This is a genomic window from Nonomuraea harbinensis (assembly GCF_019396385.1).
GTDB classification, from domain to species: Bacteria; Actinomycetota; Actinomycetes; order Streptosporangiales; family Streptosporangiaceae; genus Nonomuraea; species Nonomuraea ferruginea.
Window position 1 is genome coordinate 204913 of record NZ_JAHKRN010000007.1, and the last position, 24084, is coordinate 228996.

The 24084-nt window shown below is 72.0% G+C and carries 23 protein-coding genes and 1 pseudogene; 13 read left to right on the forward strand and 11 right to left on the reverse strand.

Annotation, left to right across the window (positions count from 1 at the left end; translation table 11 throughout):
* Positions 1 to 91 precede the first annotated feature (91 nt).
* From KME79_RS10365 to KME79_RS10380, 4 genes are all read left to right on the forward strand, one after another.
* Positions 92 to 271 carry a hypothetical protein gene (locus KME79_RS10365; protein ID WP_219544231.1) on the forward strand — a complete coding sequence of 60 codons (180 nt, stop codon included), beginning with the start codon at positions 92 to 94 and terminating at the stop codon, positions 269 to 271.
* Between the two features lie 87 nt (positions 272 to 358).
* Positions 359 to 1351 carry an MvdC/MvdD family ATP grasp protein gene (locus KME79_RS10370; protein WP_219544232.1) on the forward strand — a complete coding sequence of 331 codons (993 nt, stop codon included), beginning with the start codon at positions 359 to 361 and terminating at the stop codon, positions 1349 to 1351.
* A complete protein-coding gene (locus tag KME79_RS10375; protein ID WP_219544233.1) occupies positions 1348 to 2364 on the forward strand; it encodes a TIGR04500 family putative peptide maturation system protein in 1017 nt (338 codons plus the stop codon). Before KME79_RS10370 ends, KME79_RS10375 begins: the two co-directional genes overlap by 4 nt.
* Complete coding sequence (locus KME79_RS10380) at positions 2349 to 4514, forward strand: peptidase domain-containing ABC transporter (protein WP_219544234.1); 2166 nt, start codon at positions 2349 to 2351, stop codon at positions 4512 to 4514. Before KME79_RS10375 ends, KME79_RS10380 begins: the two co-directional genes overlap by 16 nt.
* Here the strand turns inward: KME79_RS10380 and KME79_RS10385 are convergent.
* The 5 genes and pseudogenes from KME79_RS10385 to KME79_RS46890 form a co-directional block, all read right to left on the reverse strand.
* Positions 4501 to 7092 carry a LuxR C-terminal-related transcriptional regulator gene (locus tag KME79_RS10385; RefSeq protein WP_219544235.1) on the reverse strand — a complete coding sequence of 864 codons (2592 nt, stop codon included), beginning with the start codon at positions 7090 to 7092 and terminating at the stop codon, positions 4501 to 4503. The genes KME79_RS10380 and KME79_RS10385 overlap by 14 nt on opposite strands.
* Before the next feature lie 168 nt (positions 7093 to 7260).
* A complete protein-coding gene (locus KME79_RS10390) occupies positions 7261 to 7941 on the reverse strand; it encodes a copper homeostasis protein CutC (RefSeq protein WP_148033626.1) in 681 nt (226 codons plus the stop codon).
* Positions 7942 to 8127: 186 nt separating this feature from the next.
* A complete protein-coding gene (locus KME79_RS10395) occupies positions 8128 to 8730 on the reverse strand; it encodes a GNAT family N-acetyltransferase (RefSeq protein WP_148033627.1) in 603 nt (200 codons plus the stop codon).
* A 216-nt stretch (positions 8731 to 8946) separates the two neighbouring features.
* Entirely contained in the window at positions 8947 to 9495 is a 549-nt protein-coding gene (locus KME79_RS10400) for a GntR family transcriptional regulator (protein WP_261808886.1), read from the reverse strand.
* Between the two features lie 6 nt (positions 9496 to 9501).
* Positions 9502 to 9702, reverse strand: a pseudogene (locus tag KME79_RS46890) (GntR family transcriptional regulator); the annotation flags it as partial.
* A gap of 820 nt (positions 9703 to 10522) precedes the next feature.
* Between KME79_RS46890 and KME79_RS10405 the strand changes: the two are divergent.
* The 5 genes from KME79_RS10405 to KME79_RS10425 are packed head-to-tail and all read left to right on the forward strand — an operon-like array spanning position 10523 to position 14509.
* Positions 10523 to 11086, forward strand: a complete 564-nt coding sequence (locus KME79_RS10405) for a flavin reductase family protein (RefSeq protein ID WP_219544236.1) — start codon at positions 10523 to 10525, stop codon at positions 11084 to 11086.
* 21 nt (positions 11087 to 11107) lie between these two features.
* Positions 11108 to 11476, forward strand: a complete 369-nt coding sequence (locus tag KME79_RS10410; protein WP_148033629.1) for a PadR family transcriptional regulator — start codon at positions 11108 to 11110, stop codon at positions 11474 to 11476.
* A complete protein-coding gene (locus tag KME79_RS10415; RefSeq protein ID WP_219544237.1) occupies positions 11473 to 12390 on the forward strand; it encodes a hypothetical protein in 918 nt (305 codons plus the stop codon). The genes KME79_RS10410 and KME79_RS10415 overlap by 4 nt, the downstream gene beginning before the upstream one ends.
* Before the next feature lie 33 nt (positions 12391 to 12423).
* Positions 12424 to 13719, forward strand: a complete 1296-nt coding sequence (locus KME79_RS10420) for a DUF2252 domain-containing protein (RefSeq protein WP_219544238.1) — start codon at positions 12424 to 12426, stop codon at positions 13717 to 13719.
* A gap of 43 nt (positions 13720 to 13762) precedes the next feature.
* Entirely contained in the window at positions 13763 to 14509 is a 747-nt protein-coding gene (locus tag KME79_RS10425) for an SDR family oxidoreductase (protein ID WP_148033632.1), read from the forward strand.
* Here the strand turns inward: KME79_RS10425 and KME79_RS10430 are convergent.
* The 3 genes from KME79_RS10430 to KME79_RS10440 are packed head-to-tail and all read right to left on the reverse strand — an operon-like array spanning position 14506 to position 15901.
* Positions 14506 to 15321 (reverse strand): ATP-grasp domain-containing protein, encoded by an 816-nt coding sequence (locus KME79_RS10430; RefSeq protein WP_219544239.1) that lies wholly within the window; start codon positions 15319 to 15321, stop codon positions 14506 to 14508. The two genes, KME79_RS10425 and KME79_RS10430, sit on opposite strands and share 4 nt — an antisense overlap.
* 50 nt (positions 15322 to 15371) lie before the next feature.
* On the reverse strand, positions 15372 to 15623 hold the full coding sequence (locus KME79_RS10435; RefSeq protein WP_148033634.1) for a hypothetical protein: 252 nt from the start codon (positions 15621 to 15623) through the stop codon (positions 15372 to 15374).
* Positions 15624 to 15643: 20 nt separating this feature from the next.
* A complete protein-coding gene (locus tag KME79_RS10440) occupies positions 15644 to 15901 on the reverse strand; it encodes a hypothetical protein (protein ID WP_219544240.1) in 258 nt (85 codons plus the stop codon).
* A 182-nt stretch (positions 15902 to 16083) separates the two neighbouring features.
* Between KME79_RS10440 and KME79_RS46215 the strand changes: the two genes are divergently transcribed.
* Positions 16084 to 16764 (forward strand): NIPSNAP family protein, encoded by a 681-nt coding sequence (locus KME79_RS46215; RefSeq protein ID WP_219544241.1) that lies wholly within the window; start codon positions 16084 to 16086, stop codon positions 16762 to 16764.
* Positions 16765 to 16794: 30 nt separating this feature from the next.
* Here KME79_RS46215 and KME79_RS10450 read toward each other — a convergent pair whose 3' ends face one another.
* Positions 16795 to 18381: a glycoside hydrolase family 3 protein gene (locus KME79_RS10450; protein ID WP_219544242.1), complete on the reverse strand. Its 1587-nt coding sequence runs from the start codon at positions 18379 to 18381 to the stop codon at positions 16795 to 16797.
* Positions 18382 to 18724: 343 nt separating this feature from the next.
* On the opposite strand from KME79_RS10450, the gene KME79_RS10455 reads away from it, so the two are divergent.
* Both KME79_RS10455 and KME79_RS10460 read left to right on the forward strand, forming a co-directional pair.
* Complete coding sequence (locus KME79_RS10455) at positions 18725 to 19402, forward strand: TetR/AcrR family transcriptional regulator (protein ID WP_219544244.1); 678 nt, start codon at positions 18725 to 18727, stop codon at positions 19400 to 19402.
* Positions 19399 to 20073: a DNA alkylation repair protein gene (locus KME79_RS10460; protein ID WP_148033639.1), complete on the forward strand. Its 675-nt coding sequence runs from the start codon at positions 19399 to 19401 to the stop codon at positions 20071 to 20073. Before KME79_RS10455 ends, KME79_RS10460 begins: the two co-directional genes overlap by 4 nt.
* A 1-nt stretch (position 20074) precedes the next feature.
* On the opposite strand, the gene KME79_RS10465 is transcribed toward KME79_RS10460, so the two are convergent.
* On the reverse strand, positions 20075 to 20965 hold the full coding sequence (locus tag KME79_RS10465) for a LysR family transcriptional regulator (RefSeq protein ID WP_246639629.1): 891 nt from the start codon (positions 20963 to 20965) through the stop codon (positions 20075 to 20077).
* Between the two features lie 82 nt (positions 20966 to 21047).
* Between KME79_RS10465 and metE the strand changes: the two genes are divergently transcribed.
* Positions 21048 to 23228: a 5-methyltetrahydropteroyltriglutamate--homocysteine S-methyltransferase gene (metE, locus tag KME79_RS10470; protein ID WP_219544247.1), complete on the forward strand. Its 2181-nt coding sequence runs from the start codon at positions 21048 to 21050 to the stop codon at positions 23226 to 23228.
* Here metE and KME79_RS10475 read toward each other — a convergent pair.
* Positions 23218 to 24063 (reverse strand): phosphotransferase family protein, encoded by an 846-nt coding sequence (locus KME79_RS10475; RefSeq protein WP_219544248.1) that lies wholly within the window; start codon positions 24061 to 24063, stop codon positions 23218 to 23220. The two genes, metE and KME79_RS10475, sit on opposite strands and share 11 nt — an antisense overlap.
* Positions 24064 to 24084 lie beyond the last annotated feature (21 nt).

Genomic DNA, 24084 nt, shown 5'->3' on the forward strand with positions numbered 1-24084 from the left:
GCGGATGCCCGGGGTGCGAAGCGACCATGAGGAGCGATCAGAGCGGTGCCGCACGCTGTCGGCAGCACCGCATGTCAGGAAGGAAACCAAGATGATCAAGCTCCACATCGGTGATCTCGCACCGGAGGACACCGACGTCGTCGAGCTCGTCGACGACGACCAGCTCGACCTCGTCGTCGGCGCGATGCGCCCTGGCTCCGGCTTCGTCTGCTCTGTGACCAGCGGAGACACGAAGTACAGCAAGACCAGCGAAGAGTGCCACCGGGTCTAGCGTCCGACGCGAACCGGCGTGGCGCGCACCGATGAGGGGGACTTGCCGGGCGCGCCACGCCCTTTGATGTGGCCCTGGAGCGTTCACATGCTTTTGATCATCAGTAGTCCCGATGACGCCGTCACCATCGACTTCGTGCGCCCCAAGGTGGAAGCGCGCGGAATCCCGGTGCTCTGGTGGGACGAGGACCAGTACCCGGCGCACAGCCGGCTGACCGTCGAGGTAGCCGGCGGCGGCTGCCGGCAGATCCTGAAACACCACGGTCGGACGTACGATCTGGCCGAGGTCACCGCCGTCTGGGATCGTCGCCCCAGCCCGATCCAGGTCGGCGACCTGGTGACCGACGAGGACTACCGGGCGTACGCCGAACTGGTCGCCCGTCGTTTCCGCGACGGCTTCTGGGAGCTGGTGCCGGCGCGCTGGATGCCAGCCAAACCCACTCAGGCGCTGCGGTCCGACAACAAGCTGGTCCACCTCGCCAAGGCCGCCGAAATCGGCTTCACCGTGCCGCGGACCCTCTTCACCAACGATCCGGACGAGCTGATCCCCGCCTGGAACCGCGCCGACGGGCAACTCATCAGCAAAGCACTCACGTACAAGGACTTCTTCGTCTACGGCGAGCAGCACCTCATCTACACCACCCAGGTGCAACGGCGGCACCTGGCGGGCCGGCACCGGATCCAGCACGCGCCGGTGATCTTGCAGCCCAACATCACCAAGGCGGCCGAGCTGCGGGTGACGGTGGTGGGCGACCGGCTGTTCGCCGCCGAGATCGATTCGCAGTCCTCCCGGCTGACCGCGCAGGACTGGCGGCGCTACGACGACAACAGGGTGGTGTACCGCGCCGTCGACCTTCCCGACGAGGTGGCCAGGCGCTGCTTGGAGTTCACGTCCGCACTCGGGCTGAACTTCGGGGCCATCGATCTCATCCGCACCGAGGACGGGGAGTACGTCTTCCTCGAAGTGAACGTGAACGGCCAGTGGGGCTGGATCGAGACGCTCACCGGACTGCCCATCAGCGACGCGATCACCGACTGGCTGACCGCCGACGAACCCGCGACCAAGGAGACGACGCCGTGACCACCCCATCAACAGCCGGCTTCGGCGCCGATCTGGCCAGCGCGGTGGCGCTGCTGCGCCGCCTGCCCCGCCACCGGGACCAGGTCAGCGAGGCCCGGCGGATGGTCGCCGCCTGGTCCGCCGCCCACCCGTCGCGCCGGCCCGAGCTCGTCGTCGACCTCCCGCCGGGCGACCTGCGGGCCGGCTACGACCTGGTGCTCGCCGACCCGGAGGGCGGGAGCGTCGCCCTCACCGGGCAGGCCGAGGACGGGGTACCCTGGTCGATCGAGTACTCCACCCACTTCGCGGCAAACCGGCTGCTCAGCGTGAACGAGCGCTCGCTTTCGGTGCCCTCGGCGCTGTTCACCATCCGTGCGCTCAACCGGCGGGACCCCACCCTGCACCGGCAACTCGTCGACTTCTGTCTCCTGTGGGACCAGGTGTTCGACGAGGACGTGGCGATGGCCGCCGAGGAACTGGCCGAGGCCGCCGACCTGTTCCGTCGCGGCCGTGGCCTGCACAGCCGGGCGGCCACCCTGGAGTGGCTGGCCGACGTCGGCCTCACCGAACAGGCGTTTGCCATCCACATCGAGTTCGTCGCCCGCATCGAGCGGTTCCGGCGAGGCTTCTTCGACAAGCACGCGGCCGACCACCTGCGGGCCCACCCGGCCGACTTCGACCGGGTCGACGCGGTCTGGGTGCGGGCGGTCGACGCGAAGGCGCTGGACGACCTCCCGACGGCACGCACCCCGGCCGACCTGCTCACCCGTCTCGGGCAGCACAGCGGGGACCTCCAGCTCACCGTGGGCCGGCACTGGGCGCTGGATCTGCCCGCGCCGCTGCGCTCTCTCGTGGCGGGCGAGCTCGCCGGGCCGGTGCCCGAGGAAGGGCAGGTCATCCTCGGCGGCGTGCGGAGACGGGAAGCCGCCGACGCGACGGATCCGGCGGTGCTGGCCCGCGCCGGGGAAGCGGCGCTGGCCGAGTGGCTCGCCGGGCAGCGGGCCAAGGCGACGATCCGATGGCACTGGCTGTGATCCGGCGCGTACCACTGCGTATGCAGCTCTCGGCGGCGGACTGCGCCGCCGCCTGCCTGGCCATGGTGCTGAGCGCGCACGGCCGGCGCACCTCCGTCATGGAGGCACGCAAGCATCTCCCGTCGGACCGGGACGGCGCGAGCGCCCGCGAGCTGATCGCCGCCGGGAGACATTTCGGATTGACTCTGCGCGCGTTCTCCGCGCCGGCGGCCAGCCTCTCCCGGCTGCCGACTCCGCTCATCGCCCACTGGGGGGAGAACCATTTCGTCGTCGTCGAGGACATCCGCGACAAGGAGGTGCGGCTCGCCGACCCCGCCCAGGGCCGGCGCCGGCTGAGCCATGACGAGTTCACGGCCGCATACAGCGGCGTCGTCCTGTCCGGGAAACCCGAGGGGAAGCTGCCCCGCGGCTCCGACTCGACCTGGCGGACCGCCGCCCGGATGCTCACCGGGGTGTTCGGCGACTGGCGGCTGATCGCCTCCCTGGTCGTCGCATCCCTCGTGGTGCAGTTCTTCCCGCTTCTGGTGGCGGGGGTCACCCGGGTGGTGGTCGACGGGACGACCAGCGGGAACCTCGACGAGATGCTGCTCCCGCTCAGCGTGGCGGCGGGCGTCGGCTGGCTGGTCTTCGCGGTCGTGAGCTGGCTGCGCTCGGTGCTGCTGATCGAGCTGCAGACCGGTGTGGCGGCCCGGCTGATGCGCCGGCTCGTCGAGCACACCTTCACCCTGCCCTTCCGCTTCTTCGACCAGCGTGGCTCCGGCGACCTGCTCAGCCGCCTCTCCACCGCCTCGACACTGCGTGACCTGGTCACGGAGCGGTCCCTCGCCTTCGGCATCGACTGCCTCACCGGCCTGGGCTACCTGCTCCTGCTCGCGGTCGCCTCCCCCCCGATCGCGATCGCCGCTGCCGCCGTCGCCGCCCTGCAGGCACTCATCGCGCTGCTGGCCGGGCGGGCGAGCATCCAGCGCGTGCACGAATCGTTGAACGCCCAGGCGATGACGCAGAACACCCTGGTGGAAAGCCTCGGTGGAGTGGAGACGGTGATCGCCTGCGGGGCGGAGGAAGCCACCGTCAGCCGCTGGCGGGCCCGCTACGGCCGCGAGCTCGCGACCGCCCGGCGCCGCGACCTGTTCCTCACCGGGGTCCAGGCGCTCACCACCGCCGCACAGACCGGCCTGGCCGTCGGGCTGCTGCTCATCGTCGCCTACCAGCTGCCCAGCACGGCGCAGCTCGGCGAGCTGCTCGCCCTCGCCGCGCTGGCCGGCGCCGCGCTGGCCCCGCTGGGGTCGCTGCTCACCACCGTCCAGCAACTCCATGCCGCGATGGCCCACCTGGAACGCCTCGGCGACATCATGGACACCCCGCCGGCGCCGAACGGCCGGGGGCAGCTGCCCGGCGGCCTGCGCGGCCGCATCGACGTGAGCGGCGCGTACTTCGGCTACCACCCCTCCCGCCCGGTCCTGCGCGACATCACCCTGCGGATCGAACCGGGGCAGCGCATCGCGATCGTCGGGTCGTCCGGGTCCGGCAAAACCACCCTCGGCCGACTCCTGCTCGGCCTGCTCGAACCGACCGCCGGGCAGATCAGCTACGACGACGTGCCGCTGGAACTGCTCGACCGGCGGCGGCTGCGGCAGCAGATGGGCATCGTCACCCAGCAGCCGTTCCTGTTCGAGGGTACGATCGCCGACAACATCACCGTGGGGAAGCCCCGCTGCACACCCGAACAGATCCAGCTGGCGGTATGGGTGGCCGCGCTCACCGAGGACATCACCGCGATGCCGATGGGCCTGCACACCACAGTGGGCGAGTCCGGCTCCCAGGTCTCCGGCGGCCAGCGGCAACGCATCGCGCTGGCCCGCGCCGTGGTGCACCAGCCCAGCGTTCTCCTGCTCGACGAGCCGACCTCCAGTCTGGACGCCCGTACCGAGGCGATGATCCAGCGGCGGCTCGCGCGGGTCGGCTGCACGCAGGTGGTGATCGCGCACCGGCTCTCCACGATCCGCAACGCCGACCTCATCGTCGTCCTGGATCGGGGGACGATCGTGGAGCAGGGCACCCACGACGCCCTCGTCGCCCGGGGCGGCCGCTACGCCGAGCTCGTACGCGAACAGCAGGACCATCGGGACCAAGCGGTCAGCGGCGTATGAGACCGTCCTCGGCGAGCGCCGCCGCCAGCTCGGTGCGGCGGTGGATGCCGAGCTTGTCATAGGCCCGCTGCAGGTGGTTCTCCACCGTACGGGGCGACACCGACAACGCACGCGCGATGGCCGCGGTCTCCATCCCGCTCGCCGCCAGCTCGCTGATCTGCTTTTCCCGGCACGTCAGCACCGGCGACGACCTGGGCGGGGGCAGCCACTCCGGCCAGGCGCCCTGATGCTCGCCGAGCAGCCGCTGGGTACGGCGCGCGAGCGCGTTCACCTCCCGGCCGCCGCGGAACGTCGCCCCGGTGGCGGCGGCCTCCAGCGCGAAGCCGTGGTACCCGCGTCGCTCGAAGGCGGCGCTGACCCGGTTCATCCCGCACAGGTCCTGGTCCACCAGCGCCGCGGCGTGGTCGGCGAGGAGGCCGAACAGCTCCCCGTCGGCGTTCTCCGCGATCTTCCGAAGCCGGGCAACCGTCGCCGCCGACGGGTTGAACCGGATGTCGACGTGCAGGAATTCGGTGGCCATCAGCACGTTGCCGACGGCCAGCGCCTCCTCGGCCCGGCGGCGCAGAACCACCCCGGCGCCCTCGCGGTCCCCGGCGAGCACCAGCGCCCACACCTCGCCGAAGGCGCCGTAGTCGGCCGCCGACGGGTCGGCCCCGGCCTCCCCGAGCCGGTCCAGCAGCTCACGCGCCTCGTCGACGAGACCCCGCCCCGCGGCCACGCCGGCGCTGATCGCCAGCACGGTCTCCCGGAACCGGAACCTCGGCTGGCTGTCGGTCAGCGCGCGGGCCTCCCGCAGCCACCTCGCCGCCTGCTCGGTCCGCCCCTGGTAGTAGGAGCAGATCCCGCCGGCCAGCGCGACGAGGGCCACCCCGGCGGCCGACCCCTGCTCGACCGCGTCGTGGTAGTAACGCTGCACCGTCTCGGCCGCCCGTTCCACCGCACCGGCCATGACCAGCGCGTGCACGTGACAGACCTGCGTCATCGCCCGCATCGTCGGCCACGCGCCGCCGAACGCACCCCGGGCCGCGGCCAGTTCCTCGATCGCCCGCGCCGGCCGCCCGGTGAAGAGCAGCAACTGCGGCCGCAACGGCGCCATCGCCCCCACCAGGACCGGATCGTCCGGCGGGCGGTCCAACAGCCGCGTCACCATCTCGTCCGCCGCCTCGACCCGGCCGTCGAAGACCAGGACGAGCGCCTCGGCGGCCAGCAGGTCGCCCGAGTCTTCCGCCGCGATCGCGGCCTTGGCCTCGGCGACGACCTCCAGCGCCCGCCGCGGGTCACGGAAACCCCAGAACAGGTTGACCGCCCGCAGCGCGGCCACATTCGCCCGCGCGGCCGGGTCCACCAGCTTCCGGGCCGCCTCGGCCAGCCACTTCTCCGCCTCGGCGTTCTCACCCCGCGCCACGAGCGCCCGGCCCAGCCGCCAGGCCCCGGCCGGCGTGGCGACCTGGCGGGACAACTGCTCCGCCACCGCCACATCCCGGTCACGCAACGCCTCGTCGGCCGCTGCCAGCACCTCGTCGTCGGGCACGTCCAGTTGGGCCGCCAGCCGCCACTGCACCGTGCGGACCCGGTCGTCCGGCCGGCACGCCATCATCGTGGTGGCGAGGTCGTTGCGGATCCTGTAGATCCGCAACGCTCCGGTACGGGCGACGACGGTGTGGGCGTGCAACGGGTGCGCCACCCGGAGCAGCGGGACCCTTCCGGACTGGTCGAACTGGATGAGCCGCTGCTCTTCCAGCCGTTCCAGCACCGGCATCGGGACCAGCCGCTCCATCACCTCCAGCGGCGCCGAGTGGGCGACGGCCAGATAACGCAGCGCGTCCAGCTCCTCGGCCGAGAGCGCGTCCAGCGCCGCCGCGGCCGTGTCACTGGAGTGGGCGTCGCCGATGGCACCGTCGCGCCAGGTCACCACACCTTCCCTGGTCACCAGGGCGCCGTCGTCCACCGCGCCGCAGAGCAGCTCCCGCAGGAAGAGCGGATTGCCGCCGCTGACCCGCCACAGCCCGTCCAGCGTGAGCCCGTCCACCGGAGCCCCGAGCACCGCCTCGACCAGGTCCTTCGTCCGCGCCCGGTCGAGCGGGGCGAGGTCCATGCGCGACCACCGGCCCCACCGCCGCAGCCCCTCGGCCGGCGCCGCCTCCGTGGCCATCAGTACGCGCGCCCCGGCGTGCACCACCAGCCGCTGGAGCACCGCCGCCGAATCCTCGTCCAGCCAGCTCGCGTCGTCGATGGCGATGACGACCGTACGTCCCCGCGCGGCCTTGAGCAGGGCCGCGACGGGATCCGCCGGGTCGCCCGGCTCCGGCAGGAGCTGGCGGACCGCCCCGAACGGCACGTCCCGGTCGGCCGGCGTGCAGACGATCCGCGCGGTGTGGCACGAGCTCACGGCGCAACGGTGGAGCACGGCCTCGACGACCCGGCTCTTCCCCACCCCGGTGTCGCCGACGAGCAGCACCCCGTCCGGGCCGTCGGCGAGCAGCGCCTGGAGGATCGCCGCCACGTCCTGCCCCCGCCCGGTCAACGGCCACCGACGCCGGACCTGCTGGGCGGAGATCGTCGTAGTCAGCTCGGGCATCTGGGCATCAGCCGTCCGTCACGCGTCGGCGAAGCTCCGAAGGCCTCGCCCACCGGTTCTCACATATCCCGACTTTCCCGATCATCCGATCGGGGCCGGGGTTGAGCAGTGTATCCGAACCCCTTCAGCTGAGCCCGCGGCCGGATCCGTACGCGTCGCCAGCCCTCGCTAGTCGCGTTCGACCAGCGACCGCCAGCGGCGGACCAGCTGCGCGTCCACCGGGTCCGTCCAGCTCCGCCGGACCGCCGAGCCCACGTGGAAGGCGCGTACGCCGTAGTCCAGCAGGTCCGCTACGTGCCGGGGCCTGAGACCGCCGCCGGCCATGATGATGGAGCCGTCGCCGGCGTCGGCGCGGCCCTTGAGCACCGGCAGCCCGTCCCCCACGCCGTGCGGCGAGCCCGCCGTCAGCACCGTGGCGAGGTTGGGCAGCAGCCGTACGGCCCGCCAGGAGGCCTGCGTGTCGGCCGCGTGGTCGACCGCCCGGTGGAACGTCCAGGGCAGCGGGGACACCGCGTGGATGAGCGCCTCGGTGGCCGCCAGGTCCACGGCACCCGCCTCGTCCAGGAACCCGAAGACGAACCCGGCCGCGCCCGCCTGCGCCAGCTCGCGGGCGTCGGCGCGCAGCCGTTCCAGCACGTCGCCGTCCGCGGCGAACCCGCCGTCGCAGCGGAGCATCACCATCTGCGGCAGCGGGCACTCGGCGGCGATGGCCGCGACCGTCTCGGGCGCCGGAGTGAGCCCGCCCTCCGCCATCCCGGTGACGACCTCCAGGCGGTCGGCGCCACCTTGTTCAGCCGCCACGGCGTCACGCACGCCGAGCGCGATGACCTCCAGCAGGGATCCCGTCATGCTGGAGAGGGTATAGGCAGCTCTGCCCTGATTTGCCCGCCGAGGTGGGGAAATCCTCCTGGCGGGCCGGCATACGCCGGGCACCCGGGGAGCGCGGGCGACGGCCCGCACTCCCCTGTCAGCCGCCGACCGGACCGGCCCTGCTGTGAACGTGAACATCGCCGGCCATGCGGAACGGATCCGGAGTCAGGCGACGATCAGTTCCGGCGCCGTGAGGTCGCGGAAGGCCGTGATCGCCGGGTCGGCGGCCCTGCGCTGGAACAGCGCGCCCGACGCGCGATGCGGCAGGTCCACCGTGCGCACGTGACGGAAGCCGCGGCGCCGGTAGTAGCTCTGGAGCCCTTCGTTGCGCTTGGCGCAGTCCAGCCGCAGCCACGGCAGTCCCGACCCGTACGCGGTGGCGCCCGCCCAGTCCAGCAGGGCGTCTCCCAGGCCGCTCCCCGACCAGGGCCGCGCCACGGCGAGCTTGTGCACGTACAGGGCGGCGCCGGGGTCGTCGGCCTCGGTCCAGAACTCCGGATCGGCGTGCCCGTCGAGGGCGATGGTGGCGACGAGCGGCGCCGGCCCGTCGGGGTCGAGCGCGCGCAGCTCGTCGTCGAGCAGGAACAGCACGCGCTCCTCGATCAGCGGCAGGATACGGTCCGGGCCGAAGCCCTCGCGGGGCCACTGGCGGACGCCCCGCGAGTGCAGCCAGCCGGCCGTGTCGGCGAGGAGGTCGAGAACCCCCCGGAGGTCGACGGGCTCCGCCCGCCGGAGGGTGAGCGGGTGCAGGAGGGTGTTCGTGCGCATGATTCACCTTTCATTGCGATACGCGCGCGTACGAATACGCAAAGTGATCGATGGTTGGGATACGAATCCCAAATGGTGGCCTATGGCCCGATATATCCGATAGCCCGATATATACGGATAAATCGCTATAAGGGGAGCATTACGGCTCCCCGCGTCCAGCGAGACGGCAGGCTCGCTGGTACCGCGGCCGGCGGGATCACCCCCAACCGAGCTCTGTCAGCGGCGGTCGAGCTCGTATCTGATCAGATGTTTGTCGGCAGGCAGCACCGACACCGCGACGCGCACCGGCAGTTCGTAACGGTCGTAGCCCACGCGCACATAGACCATGACCGGCGTGCCGAGCTCCAGCTGGAGCCGCTCAGCCTCCTCCTGATTGGGCATCCGCGCCCAGATGTCGTCCACCACGCGCACCTGCTCGTGCCCCAGCTCCTCCAGCACGCGGTTGGCGCCTCTCTCGATGTCGCCCGGCCGGGCGATCGCCGAGTCGGCCACCAGCTTCCGCGGGAAGTAGGAGTCGTTGGTGTTGTAGGGCTGGCCGTCCACGAACCGCAGGCGCCGCCGTACCACGGCGAGCTCCCCGTCGGACAGTTCCAGCCTGCTGGCGATCTCCTCCACCGGAGATACGGTCAGAACCTCTATGTACTGGCTGGGCTCGCGGCCTTCCTGCGTGACGGCGAAGGCGAAGGCCTCGCGCAGCTCTCCAGAAGGCTGCGGCTCCAGCTCGCGCTGCGGGTAGATGAGCAGCGGCCTGCGATCCCTGACCACCGTGCCGCGCCGTGGCGTACGCGTTACGAGCCCTTCATTCACGAGTTCCCCGAGGGCCAATCGGACGGTGTTGCGGCTCACCCCATGGTCTTCCATGAGTTGCGCCTCTGTCGGCAGCTGTGCTCCGGGGCCGAGTACGCCGGAGTAGATGGCCCTTCTCAGCTCCGAAGCCACCTGCTGATACAGCACCGACCTTGCCACTTTCACCCCTTTTGTTCCAACAATTTAGACGATCTGGTTCTAGCAGACCATCTCCCCCTTGACCGGACGGCATCCGCAGCCGCATCATCCATTCGTTGGTACAAATCCATCGAAAGGCCGGTGAGGGGGTGAGGGCCGGTGATGCCGGACCGCGCGGGTATGCCGTACGTGCCCTGGCGGGACCCTTGCGAAGCAACACGTTTACTGCGTTACGAGTTGCCTCGCCACGGGTTCCTCCACATCAGCCAGTGCGTCCAGCCCGGCAGTTCCGCGCCTTCCCTGTCAGCCGAGCCGAACGTCCGGTGCGAAGACGGGCCCCTCGCCCACGTGAGGGAAGCGCCCCCGCCTGCGTCCCGGAGCAGTGCGGCCCGACAGGGAAAGTGGCATCGCCGCAGCTAGACCAACACCCGGAGTCCTCGCGAGAGGGTCACTCCCCCACCAACTCCGTGTGCGACCACGCGGTTCAGGACTCCATCCCTCGCCGGAGTCCTGGCGCCGCCGCTCACGGGGCAGGAAGCGCGTCCTGGCGGGTCCCCCACGCCCGCCAGGGCGCGCGTTCCTCCTTCTTCGAGGGCCTTCCCCTTCCCGCCGTCCAGCCCGCAGGCGCCGCGTCCCGGCTTTGTGTCCCCGCGGCACGGTGACGGTTCGGCGCGGGGCGGGTGACGCTTTTCTCGCCTGCCCACGCGGTCAGGTTTCCCTATCCGAGGACTGACCGTCCGGGGGATTCGGCGCTGACCGTAATAAGGGCCTCGACACCCCCTTGACGAGCGGGGGCGGGACGCCTAACTTACCAAGCAAGCGCTTGGTAAGAGTCAGGGAGGCGGCCATGGCGCAGACCCGTGAGCTACTCACCCAGGAGCGGCGGCTCGCCTCCCTGCTGTGCAGGCCGCGCCCGGCCGCGAGCGACCCCGTGGACCCCGAGACGTTCCGCGGGGTCCTCGGCCGGTTCGCCACCGGCGTGGTCGCCATCACGGCGCTCGACCGCGAGGGGCGGCCCCACGGCCTCGCGGCCAACTCGTTCACCTCGGTGTCGCTCGACCCGCCGCTCGTGGCGTTCTGCGTGGCGTACAGCAGCACGAGCTGGCCCCGGTTACGGACGGCCAAGGTGATCACCCTGAACATCCTGGCCGAACACCAGCGGGCCGTCTGTGCCCAGATGGCCACTCGCGGCGGAGACAAGTTCGCGGGCCTGACCTGGAGGGAGTCGCCCGGCGGGAACCCGGTGCTCGATGGCGCGCTGGCCTGGATCGACTGCCGGATAGACGCCGAGCATCCCGCAGGGGACCACGTCATCGTGGTGGCCCGTGTGCTGCAGCTCGACACCCACGCCGACGGCGGCCCGCTGGTGTTCTACAACCGCTCCTATGGCGGCTTCGACCCCATATCTTGACGTCCAAGATATGTTGGGGGCATGAACGTCACGGAGCCCATGTTCCTCGCGCTCACGGCGCTGGTGGACGGGCCGCTGCACGGCTACGGCATCGTCCAGGAGGTCGAGCGCATCTCCGGCGGCCGCGTCCAGCTCAAGATCGGGAGCCTGTACGGGGTGCTCGACCGGCTCGCGGCGCAGGGCCTGATCGCGCTCGACCGCGAGGAGGTCCGGCAGGGCCGGCTGCGGCGCTACTACCGGCTGACCGACGAGGGCGCCACCGTCCTCCGTGAGGAGGCCGCCCGCCTGGCCGCCAACGCCGAGGCCGCGAACTCCCGCCTGCGCGCCCGCCCGGCCGGCGGCCTCGCCATCCGGATCGCCGGCACGCCCCACCTGGGAGGTGCCGGGTGAGCGAGCTGTTGGAGCGGCGCTACCGATCCGTGCTGCGCCTGCTGCCGGAGGACTACCGGCGCGAGCGTGAGAGCGAGATGGTGGCCGCGTTCCTGGAGGCGGCCGGCGACGTCTCCAGCGCGGACAACCCACGCCCTGGGTGGGGCGAGGTGGGCAGCGTGCTCGCGCTCGCCCTGCGGCTGCGGCTCGGAGGCCAGGACTCCACCCCGCGGGCGTTCGCCCGGGGCGAGGCCGTACGGCTGGTAGCACTGCTCGGCCTGGGGTTCCAGGCCGCGCTGTCCGTCGTCACCGCGGCCGGCGGGGTGGCGGAGCCTCTCTTCTTCCTGGCCGCGGCGGAGGCCTGCTGCTGGGTCGTGGCGTTCCTCGCGCTCGTACGCGGGCACCTGCCGACGGCCAAGGGCGCCGCGGTCCTCGCCCTGCTGCCGGTCACCGGAACCGTCGCCTTCCATGCCTCGGACTCCGCGCAGCCCGCGTCGCAGACAGCCTCGTGGCTCGTCCTCACCGTGGTCCCGGTGATCGCGCTGCTGCTCGCCTACCACCGCGACGTCCTTCCGGTGACGCGGCCGTGGTGGCAGGCGGTGCTGCCGCTCACCGTGGCGGTGTTCGCGGCCTCCCTCGCCCTGCTGCCCCGGGATCCCACGTGGTCGTGGTCGTACCCCTGGACGGATCCGATCGGGCTGGGCGTGCTCGCCCTGGTGGCGGGCGTGGCGGCCGGCGCGATCCGCCGGCCGGCGGCGCCCTGGCGGCTCGCCCTGGGCATGGTCGCGGCGCTGCTGATGGCAGTGCGGCTCCTGGACATGGCGGATATGTACGGCGATCTTCTGGTCACCGGCAGCGTCCAGGTGGTGCTCCTGGCCGTCCTCGCGACCGGTCTCACCATCACGGGAAGGCGCGCGCTACCCGAGCCTGTCTAGGCGGGAAGGGCCGGGCGATCTACCGTCCGGGGTATGAGTTCACGCTCCACCTTCCTGCTCGATGTCCTGATGGCGGAGTTCGGCGAATCGATCAAGCGCGACCCGGCCGCGTTCCGGCGCAAGTTCCGGAAGATGGCGGCCTCCCCGTTCGCGTTCTACCGGGGCAGCGCCTGCCTGTTCTACGCGGACCTCACCTCCGGGTACGCGGACGAGGCGTACCTCGACCGGGCGACCAGCCGCGTGTGGATCCACGGCGATCTGCACGCGGAGAACTTCGGCACGTACATGAACGCCTCGGGCGTCCTGGTGTTCAACGTCAACGACTTCGACGAGGCGTACGTCGGCCCGTACACCTGGGACCTCAAGCGGTTCGCGGCCAGCGTGGCGCTCCTGGGGTACGCCAAGGCGCTGTCGGACGAGGCCATCGGGCGGCTCGTCGGCGACTTCGGCGGCGCCTACCTCACCGAGCTGGCCGCGATCGCGCGGGGCGGCGACGACGCCGTCGGCTCGCTCACCCTGGACACCACCTCGGGAGTGCTGCACCGGGTGCTGCAGACGGCCCGGCTGCGCACCCGGGTGGCCATGCTGGAGATCGAGACGGTCATCGACGACTACGAGCGGCGCTTCGCGTTCATGGAAGGCCGCGAGCCGGTCGCGGACACGACCCGGCAGGCGGTCCGGTCGGCGTTCGAGGACTACCTGACCACGCTGCCCACCCCGTCGAACCCGGTGGAGCACGTGATCAAGGACATCGCGCTGCGCACCGGCGTGGGCATCGGCTCGGCCGGGCTGCCCTCGTACAACCTGCTGCTGGAGGGGCGCTCGCAGGCACTGGAGAACGATGTGATCCTCTACATGAAGCAGGCCCAGGTGCCGGCGGTGGCGCGGCACATCACCGATGAGAAGGTGACCCGCTACTTCCGCCACCAGGGGCACCGGACGGCGGAGTCGCAGCGTGCGCTGCAGGCGTACGCGGACCCGTGGCTCGGCTACACCACCCTGGGCGGCGCCGGACAGCTCGTCGCCGAGGTGTCACCGTACTCGGCCGATCTGGACTGGGACGACGTGAACGAGCCGGAGGAGCTGCACGCGATCATGCTCGACCTGGGCCGGGCGGTGGCGCGCATGCACGCGGTGGCCGACGACGAGTCCGCCCACGACCTGGTCACCTTCTCCACGGAGGAGGCGATCGTGGGCGTGGTCGGGGACGATCGCGCCGGATTCATCGGGATGCTGGTGGAGTTCGCGCACCGGTACGGGGCCCAGGCCCGGGAGGATCACCAGCGGTTCGTGGACCTGTTCAGGAACGGCCGCCTCCCGGGCGTCTGACGGGGATGGCGACCAACCGGTCGGTATGGCATGCTTCCGGAACATGACTCTGTTCTCGGTGGAAGGCAAGACAGTCGTCGTCACCGGCGGCTCCCGGGGCATCGGCCGCATGATCGCGGCCGGGTTCACGGCGGCCGGCGCGAAGGTCGTCATCTCCGCGCGCAAGGCCGCCGAGGTGGAGCGGACCGCCGCCGAACTCGGCTGCACGCCCGTGGTCGCCGACCTGTCCACGCCCGAGGGGGTGGACGCGCTGGTGTCGGCGGTCACGGGGCCGCTGCACGTGCTCATCAACAACGCGGGCGCGACCTGGGGCGCGCCGCTGGAGGAGTATCCCGGGCACGCCTTCGACAAGCTCTGGAACATCAACGTCAAGGGCGCCTTCACGCTCGTCCAGCGCCTGCTGCCGCGACTGCGCGAGGCGGCGGGCGAGGACGACCCGGCACGGGTGATCAACGTCGGCTCGGTCGACGGCATCAGGGTGCCGGTGATGGAGACGTACGCCTACTCCTCCACCAAGGCGGCCGTGCACATGCTGACCCGGCACCTGGCCAGGCAGCTGGCCCCGGAGCACATCACCGTGAACGCGATCGCCCCCGGCCCGTTCGACTCCAAGATGATGGCCTTCGCGCTGGACGACCCGTCGACCCGGGCCTCCATCGCCTCGAACGTGCCGCTCGGCCGCATCGGGCGGCCCGACGACATGGCCGGGGCGGCGATCTTCCTGGCCTCGCGCGCCGGCGCCTACCTGACCGGGACCGTCATCCCGGTGGACGGCGGAATCACGGCCTAGAGCAGCTCGCGCAGCGCCGCGGCGAACGCGGCGGCGGAGCCGGGGACCTGGCGCAGGTAGAGGTACGGCTCGGTCAGCTCCAGCTCGATCAGGGCAGGGGCGCCGCCGGGTAGCCGGACCAGGTCGATCCTGGCGTACAGAAGGGGCTGTGGGATGGCGGCGAGCACCTTCTCGGCGAGTTCGACCTGGTCCGGGGCCGGTGTGCGCGGCTGCGCCCGGATGTTGTCGACGCCCGTCATGCCGGGGGCCAGCATGGGCGAGCGGCGGACGGCGTGGCTGAAGCGACGGTTGAAGTAGAGCAGCGAGGTCTCGCCCTCCGCCTCGACCATGTCGAGGTAGGGCTGGACCATGGGGGTGCGGCCGGCGGCCTCGAGCGCGGCGGCGAAGGCCGTCGCCTCGGCGCGGTCGGAGGTCCTGATCGTGTCGCGGGCGCTCGCCGAGACCGTGGGCTTGACGACGTACTCCCGGTGGTCCGGCAGGTCGCGGGAGGACCAGTAGGTGGGCACGATCGGCAGGCCGAGGTCGCGCAGGTAGGTCTTGTCGGTGTTGGACTCCAGGACGGCGGCCGGGTTGAGCAGCCGGGCGACGCGCTCCACACGCCGGGTCCAGGCCAGGAACTCGGCCCTGCGGTCGCAGTAGTCCCAGACGGATCGGACGACGACGGCGTCGTAGGCGCTCCAGTCGGCCTCCGGGTCGTCCCAGCGCTCGGTCCGGCCTTCGAGGCCGGCCTCGCGCCAGGCGGCCAGGACGACCTCGCGCTCGTCATCGTGGCCATCCGGGTCGTCGAAGGTGACGTAAGCACACAGAACCATCCGGAGATGGTAGCGCCCGCGCCCCCGGGCAGCGCGGGCGCCTCCACCTGCTAGTCGACGTCGACGGCCACGCGGGCCCAGCTGCGGTTGGTCGCCACGACCGCGTTGCCGTTGATGTTGGTCACGTTGGTCGCGGCCGAACCGCCGCGGTTGCTCGTGCCGATGTTGCTGAAGTTGTTGCCCGTCTGCGACGACTCGCTGTTGCGGCTGTCGTTGTCGATCCGGGTGTCGGCGTGAGCGGGGACGGCCATGAGGGCGAGGCCGGCGGCGGTGAACCCGATGAGCGCGAGCTTCTTGATCATTTCTTGGTGGTCCCTTCGGATCAGAAGAAGATGTAGGTGATGGCGGTGCTGCCGTTGGCCGCCGTGATGGCGTAGCCGTTGAGGTTGTTGACGTTGACCGACCGGCCCCAGCCGTGGTTGGCCGCGCCGACGCGGGAGAACGTGTTGCCCGACTGTGACGACGAGGTGTTGGTGCTCCAGTTGTCGGTCCAGCTGTCGGCGTGCGCCGGTGCGGCCAGCACCGTGACGCCGACCGCTGTCGCCACCACGAAGCCCGTGGCGCACAGCTTCTTGATCACTTCAGCTCCTTCGTCGTGTGAGGGCAGGCGAACGCCCTCATTGACCTGCCTTGACCCGGGGGGGTCAAAGCCAAAGCGATCGTATAACCCTGGGTAGCCAATCAACAGCATATGGTGATCAGAAGATTGTTCTGCGCTATCCCTGACGGAAGACGTCAGTGTCCCGGGCCTAGCGTCACCGCATGATCTACGAGCTTCGCCGCTACACCATGGTGCCCGGCGCCCGTGACGTGCTCATCGACCTGTTCGAGCGGGAGTTCGTCGAGACGCAGGAGGAGGCGGGGATGCGGATCGTCGGCCACTTCCGCAATCCCGACGACCCCGACCAGTACCCCTGGATCCGCTCATTTCCTGACATGGAGGCACGCAAGGCGGCGCTGACCGCCTTCTACTCGGGGCCCGCCTGGAAGGCGAACCGCGACGCGGCCAACGCCACCATGCTCGACTCCGACGACGTCCTCCTGCTCCGCCCCGTCTCCGCGCCCGACACCCCCGCCTGGTCCTGGCCGCGCCCCCTCGCCCCCACCGGCCCGCGCCCGCCGGTGGGCGCCACCGCTCTCCCCTCTTCCCTGTACGTGGCCACGATCTGCCACGTCGAGGACGGGTTCGCGGCGTACTTCGCCTCCCAGGTGGCGCCCGCCCTGGTGTCGGCCGGGGCGCCGCCTCTCGCCTGCTTCGAGACCGAGCCCGCGGCCAACACCTTCCCGGCGCTTCCCGTACGGGAGGGAGAGAACGTGTTCATCTGGCTGACCCGGTTCGAACGGGCGGCCGACGAACTTCCCCTCCCCACCCTCGACGCTTACCTGACAGCACCCCCACACCGCCTCCCCCTCACCCCCGCCGCCCGCTCAGCCCTCAGGTGACGAACGCGCCTCCACCTCTCCCCGGCCCGCTCAGCCCATGGGCGTGCCGGCGATTATTTCTGCGGCGGCCTGGCCGCAGACGCGGGCGGCGCCGTAGGTGGCGATGTGGACGGCGCCGAGGTCCGCGCGGTGCGGCAGGCCCATCTCCACCACTACCGCGTCCGGGCGGGCACTGAGCAGGTGACGCAGCGCCTCGGCCTGCCACGGGTGCCGGTGGGCGTCACGGACCACGAGCACGAGCCCGCGGCCGGTGATTCGGGCGAGCAGGTCCTCGATCGCGGCCCCGGTTGCCTCGCCGGTGGCGAACCGGGTCGCGGTGGTGCCCGGCAGCAGCTCGGCGAGCGGCGCGGCCACGCCCCATGGAGTGGCCTTGTCGATGGCCATGTGCGTCTCGGGGGCGAGCTCCACGACGTGCGGGGCGTCGGTCAGCGGCAGCACCGGCGGGCTGGCCCGGCGCGTGACGCGCAGCGCCCGCCGCGCGGCCACCATCCCGATCCCACCACCGCCCCACCCGGTGCCGCCCATACCGCCAGCGCCGCCCGTGCGGCGGCTAGGGAACTCCGCGTCCTCCGCGCGCCTCAAGCCCTCCGCGCCACCTGCGCTGCTCCCGCCGTCTGTGCTGCCCGGGGAGGTGGTCCAGAGTGCCAGCTCGCGGACCCTGCGGGCGGCGTCGGCCAGTCTCTCCTCGGGCAGCAGCCCTTCGGTCACCGCGGTGAGGATGGCGTCGCGCATCGCGTCGATGGTGGCCTCGTCGAAGCTCTCGCCGCCGACGCAGATGGCGTCCGCGCCGGCGGCGATGGCGCGGGCGGCGGCACCGCCGATGCCGTACGGACCGGAGACGGAGGTCATCTCGATCCCGTCGGTGACGATCACCCCGTCGAAGCCGAGCTCCTCGCGCAGCAGCCCGGTGAGGACCTTGGGGCTGAGCGTGGCGGGCAGGTGCGGGTCGTACGAGGGCACGAGCAGGTGCCCGGTCATGACGGCCCGCACGCCCTCGGCGATGGCCGCGCGGAACGGCCGCAGGGCCTGCTCGATGCCGCCGTCCGCGACGACCGGCACGCCGTGGTGGGAGTCGACCGAGGCGTCCCCGTGCCCGGGGAAGTGCTTGGCGCAGGCCGCGACGCCGGCGGACTGCAGGCCGCGGATGAACGCCCGGGTGTGCCGGGCGACCAGCTCGGGGTCGGCGCCGAAGGCACGCAGCCCGATGACGGGGTTGCGGGGGTTGGAGTTCACGTCGGCGGAGGGCGCGAAGTCGATGCCGATCCCGACGGCCGCGAGATCCAGCCCCAGGTCGCGGGCGAGCTCCTCGGTCAGGGCGGGGTCGTCCACGACGCCGAGCGCGTAACCGCCGGGGCGGCTGCTGCCCGTGGCGACCTCCAGCCTGGTCACCTCGCCGGTCTCCTCGTCGGTGCCGACCAGCACGTGCGGGTTCTCGGCGCGCAGGGCCTCCGTGAGGCGGGCCACCTGCTCGGGATCGGCGATGTTGCGGGAGAACAGCACCACCCCGGCCAGCCCCTCGGAGAGTCTGCGGCGCAGCCACTCGGGCGGCGTGTGCCCCGCGAAACCCGGCAGGAGGACGGCGTCGGTCATGCGGAGGAGATCGCGGCTCGGAGGCATGAACCGCAATCTAATAGGAAAGTTTCTTATTTGCTAGAGGCGTTCCCGAACGTCACCCCGTCCCCCCCTGACGACGAAGTCCGACACCGTCACCCGCGAGCGCCCTTCTGTCCATGAAGTCCATCGCCTAGCCGCGACCCCGCACCCCAGGTCGCCGTGCCGCCGGAGGGGCCGCGCTGGTGGGGTGGTCCGGTCCGGAGGATCACACCGTCGGGCAGCGAACCCCGACGCGACGCCGATAGTGAACAGGTTCGCCGTGTGTTCATGGTGGCCCGGAAGCGCTGGATAATGGCTGGGAGCGGTGGAATCAACTGTTCACCAAGCGCTTGGTCGAGGGCGCATAATGGTGTCCGTGACAACGCGAAAGAACTCCGGCGACACCGCCACCCAGGCGAAGCGTGCCGGCGCCGCCTCCTCGGGGGCTGCGTCCGAGCGCCGCGAACATCTCGTCAGACTCGCCGCGGAGCTCTTCGCCGCCAAGGGATTCCAGGCCACGACCGTCCGGCAGATCGCCCAGGAGGCGGGCATCCTCTCGGGCAGCCTCTACCACCACTTCGACTCGAAAGAAGCGATCGTCGACGAGGTGCTGTCCACCTTCCTCGACGACGTCACCGCCCGCTACCGCGCCGCCGTCGCCGCCGGCGACGACCCGCTCGCGGTGCTGACGGAGATGGTCCGCATCGGGTTCGGCACGCTGGAGCCGCACCGCGCCGCGATCACCGTGATGCAGAACGACTGGAACTACCTGCGTCAGTTCGAGCGCTTCAACTACCTGGTCAAGGCCGAGGAGGAGGTCGAGCAGATCTGGGTGACGCAGATCAGGGCCGGCCAGGCGGCCGGGCAGCTCCGCGACGACGTCGACCCGAAGCTGACCTACCGGATGATCCGCGACACGATCTGGGTGGCGGTGCGCTGGTTCCGCCCCGACGGCAGGCTCGACACGACCGCGCTGGCCGAGCACTTCGTCACCGTCCTGTTCGACGGCCTGGCCACCGGCGAGCGGACCTCGCAGCGGGCATGAGCCTGACCGACGAGGTGCGGCTGGCCTTGCGCAAGGCGGCGGAGCCCGGCAAGGCGGCCGCCATGCGGGCCTACATGAAGTCGGCGATGCCGTTCCTCGGCGTCCAGGCCGGGCCGCGGCGGGCCGCGCTCAGGCAGGTGTTCGCCGACCACCCCCTGGAGACGGCGCCCGAGTGGCGGCGGGCGGTGCTGCGGCTCTGGCGCGAGGCCGAGTTCCGCGAGGAGCGCTACGCCGCGATCGAGCTGACCGGCTTCCGCCTCTACCGCGACTTCCAGACCCTCTACACGGTCCCGATGTACGAGGAGATGATCGTCACCGGCGCCTGGTGGGATCTGGTGGACGAGCTGGCCACACACCGCGTCGGCGGGTTGCTGACCGCCTTCCCCGAGACGATGCGGCCGCTCATGCTGGAGTGGGCGCACGCCGGTGACCTGTGGAAGCGGCGCACGGCGATCCTGTGCCAGAACCGGTTCAAGGCCCGCACGGACACCGCCCTGCTGTACGCGTGCATCGAGCCGAGCCTGTCCGACAACGACTTCTTCGCACGCAAGGCGATCGGGTGGGCGCTGCGCGAGTACGCCAAGACGAACCCGGACGAGGTGGTGCGTTACGTACGGGCCAAGGGCATCTCAGGGCTGAGCCGCCGGGAGGCGCTGAAGAACATCACGTAGCTCATCTGGTCCACAGCGCGTCCTGCATCGCCTGGACGAGCGCCAGCAACTCGTTCGTGACCCGCTCCCTGGACCAGGCCAGCGCGTACGTGATCTGGAGGTCGGCGCCCTCCAGCGGCACGAACACGACGTCGTCGCGCCGCACGCTCCGCACCAGCAGGTGCGGGATCGGCAGCACCCCCGCCCCGGCGGCCACCAGGTCGAGCGCGGCCCCGAAGTCGTCGTCGCGCACCATGCGCGGATGCCCCGGCAGCCCCGCCCACCGCCGTCCACCGGGCGTCAGCACCACCAGCCCGGCAAGGTCCGCCGGCCGCACCTCACCCCGTCCGGCCTCCGCCGGGCGGGACGGTCTGGTGAGGTGGGGCTCGGGGGCGCGGGCCGCCAGGGGATGGGTGGACGGGACGGCGAGGTGGTCGACGGTCACGTGGAAGCGGGCGGCGGTGGTGAAGCGGGCCGGGGCCGGGGTGGCCAGGATGGCGGCCGACACCTCGCCCGCGTCCAGGGCTGCCGCGGCGGCGGCGCGGCCCGCCGCGTGCAGTTCGACCGCCACCGGTGGAGTGCGGCCGGCCATGCGCCGGGCGATGCGGGCGGCCAGCGGGCCGGCGAGCGGTGGATAAGCCAGATGAATGACCGGCCGGGCCAGCCGGGACGCCTCCGCCGTGAAGGCCGCCGCCGACTCCAGGACCTGCTCGGCGTACGGCAGCAGCGCCGCCCCCGCCGCCGTGAGCCGCACCGTGCGGGCGCTGCGCTCGAAGAGGCGGACGCCGGTGACGCGTTCGAGCCGGGCCACGGCCTGGCTGACGGCCGGCTGGGACATGCCCAGGTCGGCGGCGGCACGGGAGAAGCTCAGCCGCGCCGCCACCCGGGCGAAGCACTGGATCTCCCTGACCATAAGCGTCACGAATAGATGATGCACGAGGCGGCCGGAGCCGTGCACGATGCCCGGACGTCCACGATCGTCTTGAGGAGCCTCGATGCCCGCTTTCCCCCAGTCCACCGTGCTCGGATACCCGCGGATCGGCCCCCGCAGGGAGTTGAAGCGCGCCCTGGAGTCGTACTGGGACGGCCGCGCCACCCGTGACGAGCTGGAGGCGGCGGGCGCCGCGATCCGGGCGTCGACCTGGCGCAGGCTGGCCGAGCTGGGCCTGGAAGGGCTGCCGTCGAACACGTTCTCCCTCTACGACCAGGTGCTCGACACGGCCGTGCTGCTGGGCGCGGTGCCGGAGCGCTACCGGGAGGCGGCGGACCCGTACTTCGCGATGGCGCGCGGTGCCGACGGGCTGGCGCCGCTGCGGATGACGAAGTGGTTCGACACGAACTACCACTACATCGTGCCGGAGATGGGCCCGGAGACGGCCTTCAAGCTGGACGCGGCCAAGCCGCTGGGCGAGGTGCGGGAGGCGCGGGCGCTGGGGTACGAGACGCGGCCGGTGGTGGTCGGGCCGGTGACGTTCCTGCTGCTGTCGGCGGACCCCAAGGCGGCGCTGGCGCGGCTGGACGACGTGCTCGCCTGCTACGAGGAGCTGCTCGGGGCGCTGGCGGCCGAGGGCGTGGCATGGGTGCAGCTCGACGAGCCGGCGCTGGTCGCGGACCGGACGCCGGCCGAGCTGGCGGCGGTGCGGACCGCCTACGAGCGGCTGGGGAACGTGGCGGCCCGGCCGGGGCTGTTCGTGGCCTCGTACTTCGGGCATCTCGGGGAGGCGCTGCCGGTGCTGGCGGCGACCCCGGTGGAGGCCGTCGGGGTGGACCTGGTGCGCGGCGGCGCCGACGGGCTGGCCGCGCTGGCGGGCAAGACGGTGGTGGCCGGAGTGGTGTCGGGGCGGGACGTGTGGCGGACGTCGCCGTCGCGGGCGGCGCGCGCCCTGGCGGCGGTGCGCGAGCACGCGGACCAGGTGACGGTCAGCACGTCGTGCTCCCTGCTGCACGTCCCGTACGACGTCACCGCCGAGCCCGGCCTCGACCCGGCGCTCCGGGGCCGCCTCGCCTTCGCCGAACAGAAGGTCTCCGAGGTCGTGGCCCTCTCCCGTACGGCCCCGCCGGTGGAGGGCGGCGGTGACGACGCGCGGGCACACCGGGCGGGGACGGCGGATGTGAGCGCGGGCGCGGGGCGGAGTGCGTACGAGGTGCGGGCGCGGGCGCAGGCGGAGCGGCTCAAGCTGCCGCTGCTGCCGGTGACCACCATCGGGTCGTTCCCGCAGACGGGTGAGCTGCGGGCGGCGCGGGCGGGCGTGGCGGCGGGGACGCTCGACGCGGAGGAGTACGAGAGCCGGGTGCGGGCCGAGGTCGAGCGGGTGATCCGGCTGCAGGAGCGCCTCGGCCTGGACGTGCTGGTGCACGGCGAGCCCGAGCGCAACGACATGGTGCAGTACTTCGCCGAGCACCTCGAAGGCTTCGCGGTCACCGCGAACGGCTGGGTCCAGTCGTACGGGTCGCGCTGCACCAGGCCGCCCATCCTGCACGGCGACGTGTCGCGGCCGGAGCCGATCACCGTGCGGTGGGCCGCGTACGCGGGGTCGCTCACGGACCGGCCGGTCAAGGGGATGCTCACCGGCCCGGTGACGATCGTGGCCTGGTCGTTCGTCCGGGACGACCTGCCGCTGCGTGACGTGGTGCGCCAGGTGGCGGACGCGGTGCGGGAGGAGGTGCGCGACCTGGAGGCGGCCGGCGTGCCGATCATCCAGGTGGACGAGCCGGCGCTGCGCGAGCTGCTGCCGCTGCGCCGGTCGGCGCAGGCCGGCTACCTGGAGTGGGCGGTGGCCGCGTACCGCAGGGCGACCTCCGGCGCGGGCGACCGCACGCAGATCCACACCCACCTGTGCTACTCGAACGCCGACCAGATCCTGGCCGCGATCGACGGGCTGGACGCGGACGTGACCACGATCGAGTCGGCCCGGTCGGGGGCGCGGATCCTGGACGCGGTCGGGTCGTTCGGGCGCGGGCTGGGGCCGGGCGTGTACGACATCCACTCGCCGCGGGTGCCGGACGCGGCCGAGGTCGAGGGCCTGCTGCGGCGGACGCTGGCGGTGCTGCCGGCCGGGCGGGTCTGGGTGAACCCGGACTGCGGGCTGAAGACCCGTACCTACGAGGAGGTGGAGGCGTCGCTGGCGAACGTGGTCGCGGCGGCGGCCGGGCTGCGCGCCGAGCTCAGCCGGTGAAGGTCCACTCCAGGTGGGCCAGGGCGGCCTCGGCGTAGCGGGCCGGGCCGGTGCTGAGGCCGTAGGCGAGGTCCTCGATGAGGGCGCAGCGGGCGTAGAAGAGCGCCCGCCGCCGGTCCTCGCCGTCGAAGGGCCCGTCGTACGAGGCCAGGACCAGGTCGAGCACCTCCGGCCCGAGGTCACGCAAGATCTTGGCGAAGTCGTGCGCCGGGTCGGTGACGGCGGCGTCGGTCCAGTCGATGACGCCGGTCAGCGTGCTGGTCGCGGCGTCGGCCAGGAGGTGTTCGGCGCCGAGGTCGTTGTGGCAGAAGCGGAGCGTGCTCGGCTCCGGCGGTGGCTCGGCGGCGAGGAACCGCTCCACCAGGGGCCGCTGCCCGGCCGGGACGTGCCGCTCGACGTCGCGGTAGTCGAGCTGGGCGTCGTGCAGCAGGGTCGGCGCGGGATAGAGGTCGGGCGGCGCCAGCTCGCGCATCCGCTCGACCGGGGCGGCGTGCAGCGAGCTGAGCAGGCCGCCGAGCGGCTCGGCCAGCCGCTTCGGGTCGGGCACGGGGTGCTGGTCGAGGGGCAGCCCCGGCAGCGCGTGGTAGGCGATGACGCCCGCCCGCTCGTCGGCGAACAGCACCTCCGGCACCCGCACCGCGACCAGGTCCTTGACCACGGCCAGCAGGGCGACCTCGCGCCGGACGGAGCCCGGGTCCGAGACGCGGGCGCGGACGATGAGCTCGCCGTTGACCAGATGCACGGTGTTGTCCAGGCCGTCACCGCTGGGCACGGCGGTGTGCACCTCGTAGCCGGGGAGGTGGCGGGCCAGCAACGCGCGGATGTCGCCGATCACATCCTGAAGCGTAGGGCCACC

Coding starts and splice junctions, on each gene's coding strand:
- KME79_RS10365 (WP_219544231.1), top strand. CDS start 92: ATGATCAAGCTCCACATCGGTGATCTCGCACCGGAGGACACCGACGTC.
- KME79_RS10370 (WP_219544232.1), top strand. CDS start 359: ATGCTTTTGATCATCAGTAGTCCCGATGACGCCGTCACCATCGACTTC.
- KME79_RS10380 (WP_219544234.1), top strand. CDS start 2,349: ATGGCACTGGCTGTGATCCGGCGCGTACCACTGCGTATGCAGCTCTCG.
- KME79_RS10385 (WP_219544235.1), bottom strand. CDS start 7,092: ATGCCCGAGCTGACTACGACGATCTCCGCCCAGCAGGTCCGGCGTCGG.
- KME79_RS10390 (WP_148033626.1), bottom strand. CDS start 7,941: ATGACGGGATCCCTGCTGGAGGTCATCGCGCTCGGCGTGCGTGACGCC.
- KME79_RS10395 (WP_148033627.1), bottom strand. CDS start 8,730: ATGCGCACGAACACCCTCCTGCACCCGCTCACCCTCCGGCGGGCGGAG.
- KME79_RS10405 (WP_219544236.1), top strand. CDS start 10,523: ATGGCGCAGACCCGTGAGCTACTCACCCAGGAGCGGCGGCTCGCCTCC.
- KME79_RS10410 (WP_148033629.1), top strand. CDS start 11,108: ATGAACGTCACGGAGCCCATGTTCCTCGCGCTCACGGCGCTGGTGGAC.
- KME79_RS10420 (WP_219544238.1), top strand. CDS start 12,424: ATGAGTTCACGCTCCACCTTCCTGCTCGATGTCCTGATGGCGGAGTTC.
- KME79_RS10425 (WP_148033632.1), top strand. CDS start 13,763: ATGACTCTGTTCTCGGTGGAAGGCAAGACAGTCGTCGTCACCGGCGGC.
- KME79_RS10430 (WP_219544239.1), bottom strand. CDS start 15,321: ATGGTTCTGTGTGCTTACGTCACCTTCGACGACCCGGATGGCCACGAT.
- KME79_RS10435 (WP_148033634.1), bottom strand. CDS start 15,623: ATGATCAAGAAGCTCGCGCTCATCGGGTTCACCGCCGCCGGCCTCGCC.
- KME79_RS46215 (WP_219544241.1), top strand. CDS start 16,084: ATGATCTACGAGCTTCGCCGCTACACCATGGTGCCCGGCGCCCGTGAC.
- KME79_RS10450 (WP_219544242.1), bottom strand. CDS start 18,381: ATGCCTCCGAGCCGCGATCTCCTCCGCATGACCGACGCCGTCCTCCTG.
- KME79_RS10455 (WP_219544244.1), top strand. CDS start 18,725: ATGGTGTCCGTGACAACGCGAAAGAACTCCGGCGACACCGCCACCCAG.
- KME79_RS10460 (WP_148033639.1), top strand. CDS start 19,399: ATGAGCCTGACCGACGAGGTGCGGCTGGCCTTGCGCAAGGCGGCGGAG.
- KME79_RS10465 (WP_246639629.1), bottom strand. CDS start 20,965: ATGGTCAGGGAGATCCAGTGCTTCGCCCGGGTGGCGGCGCGGCTGAGC.
- metE (WP_219544247.1), top strand. CDS start 21,048: ATGCCCGCTTTCCCCCAGTCCACCGTGCTCGGATACCCGCGGATCGGC.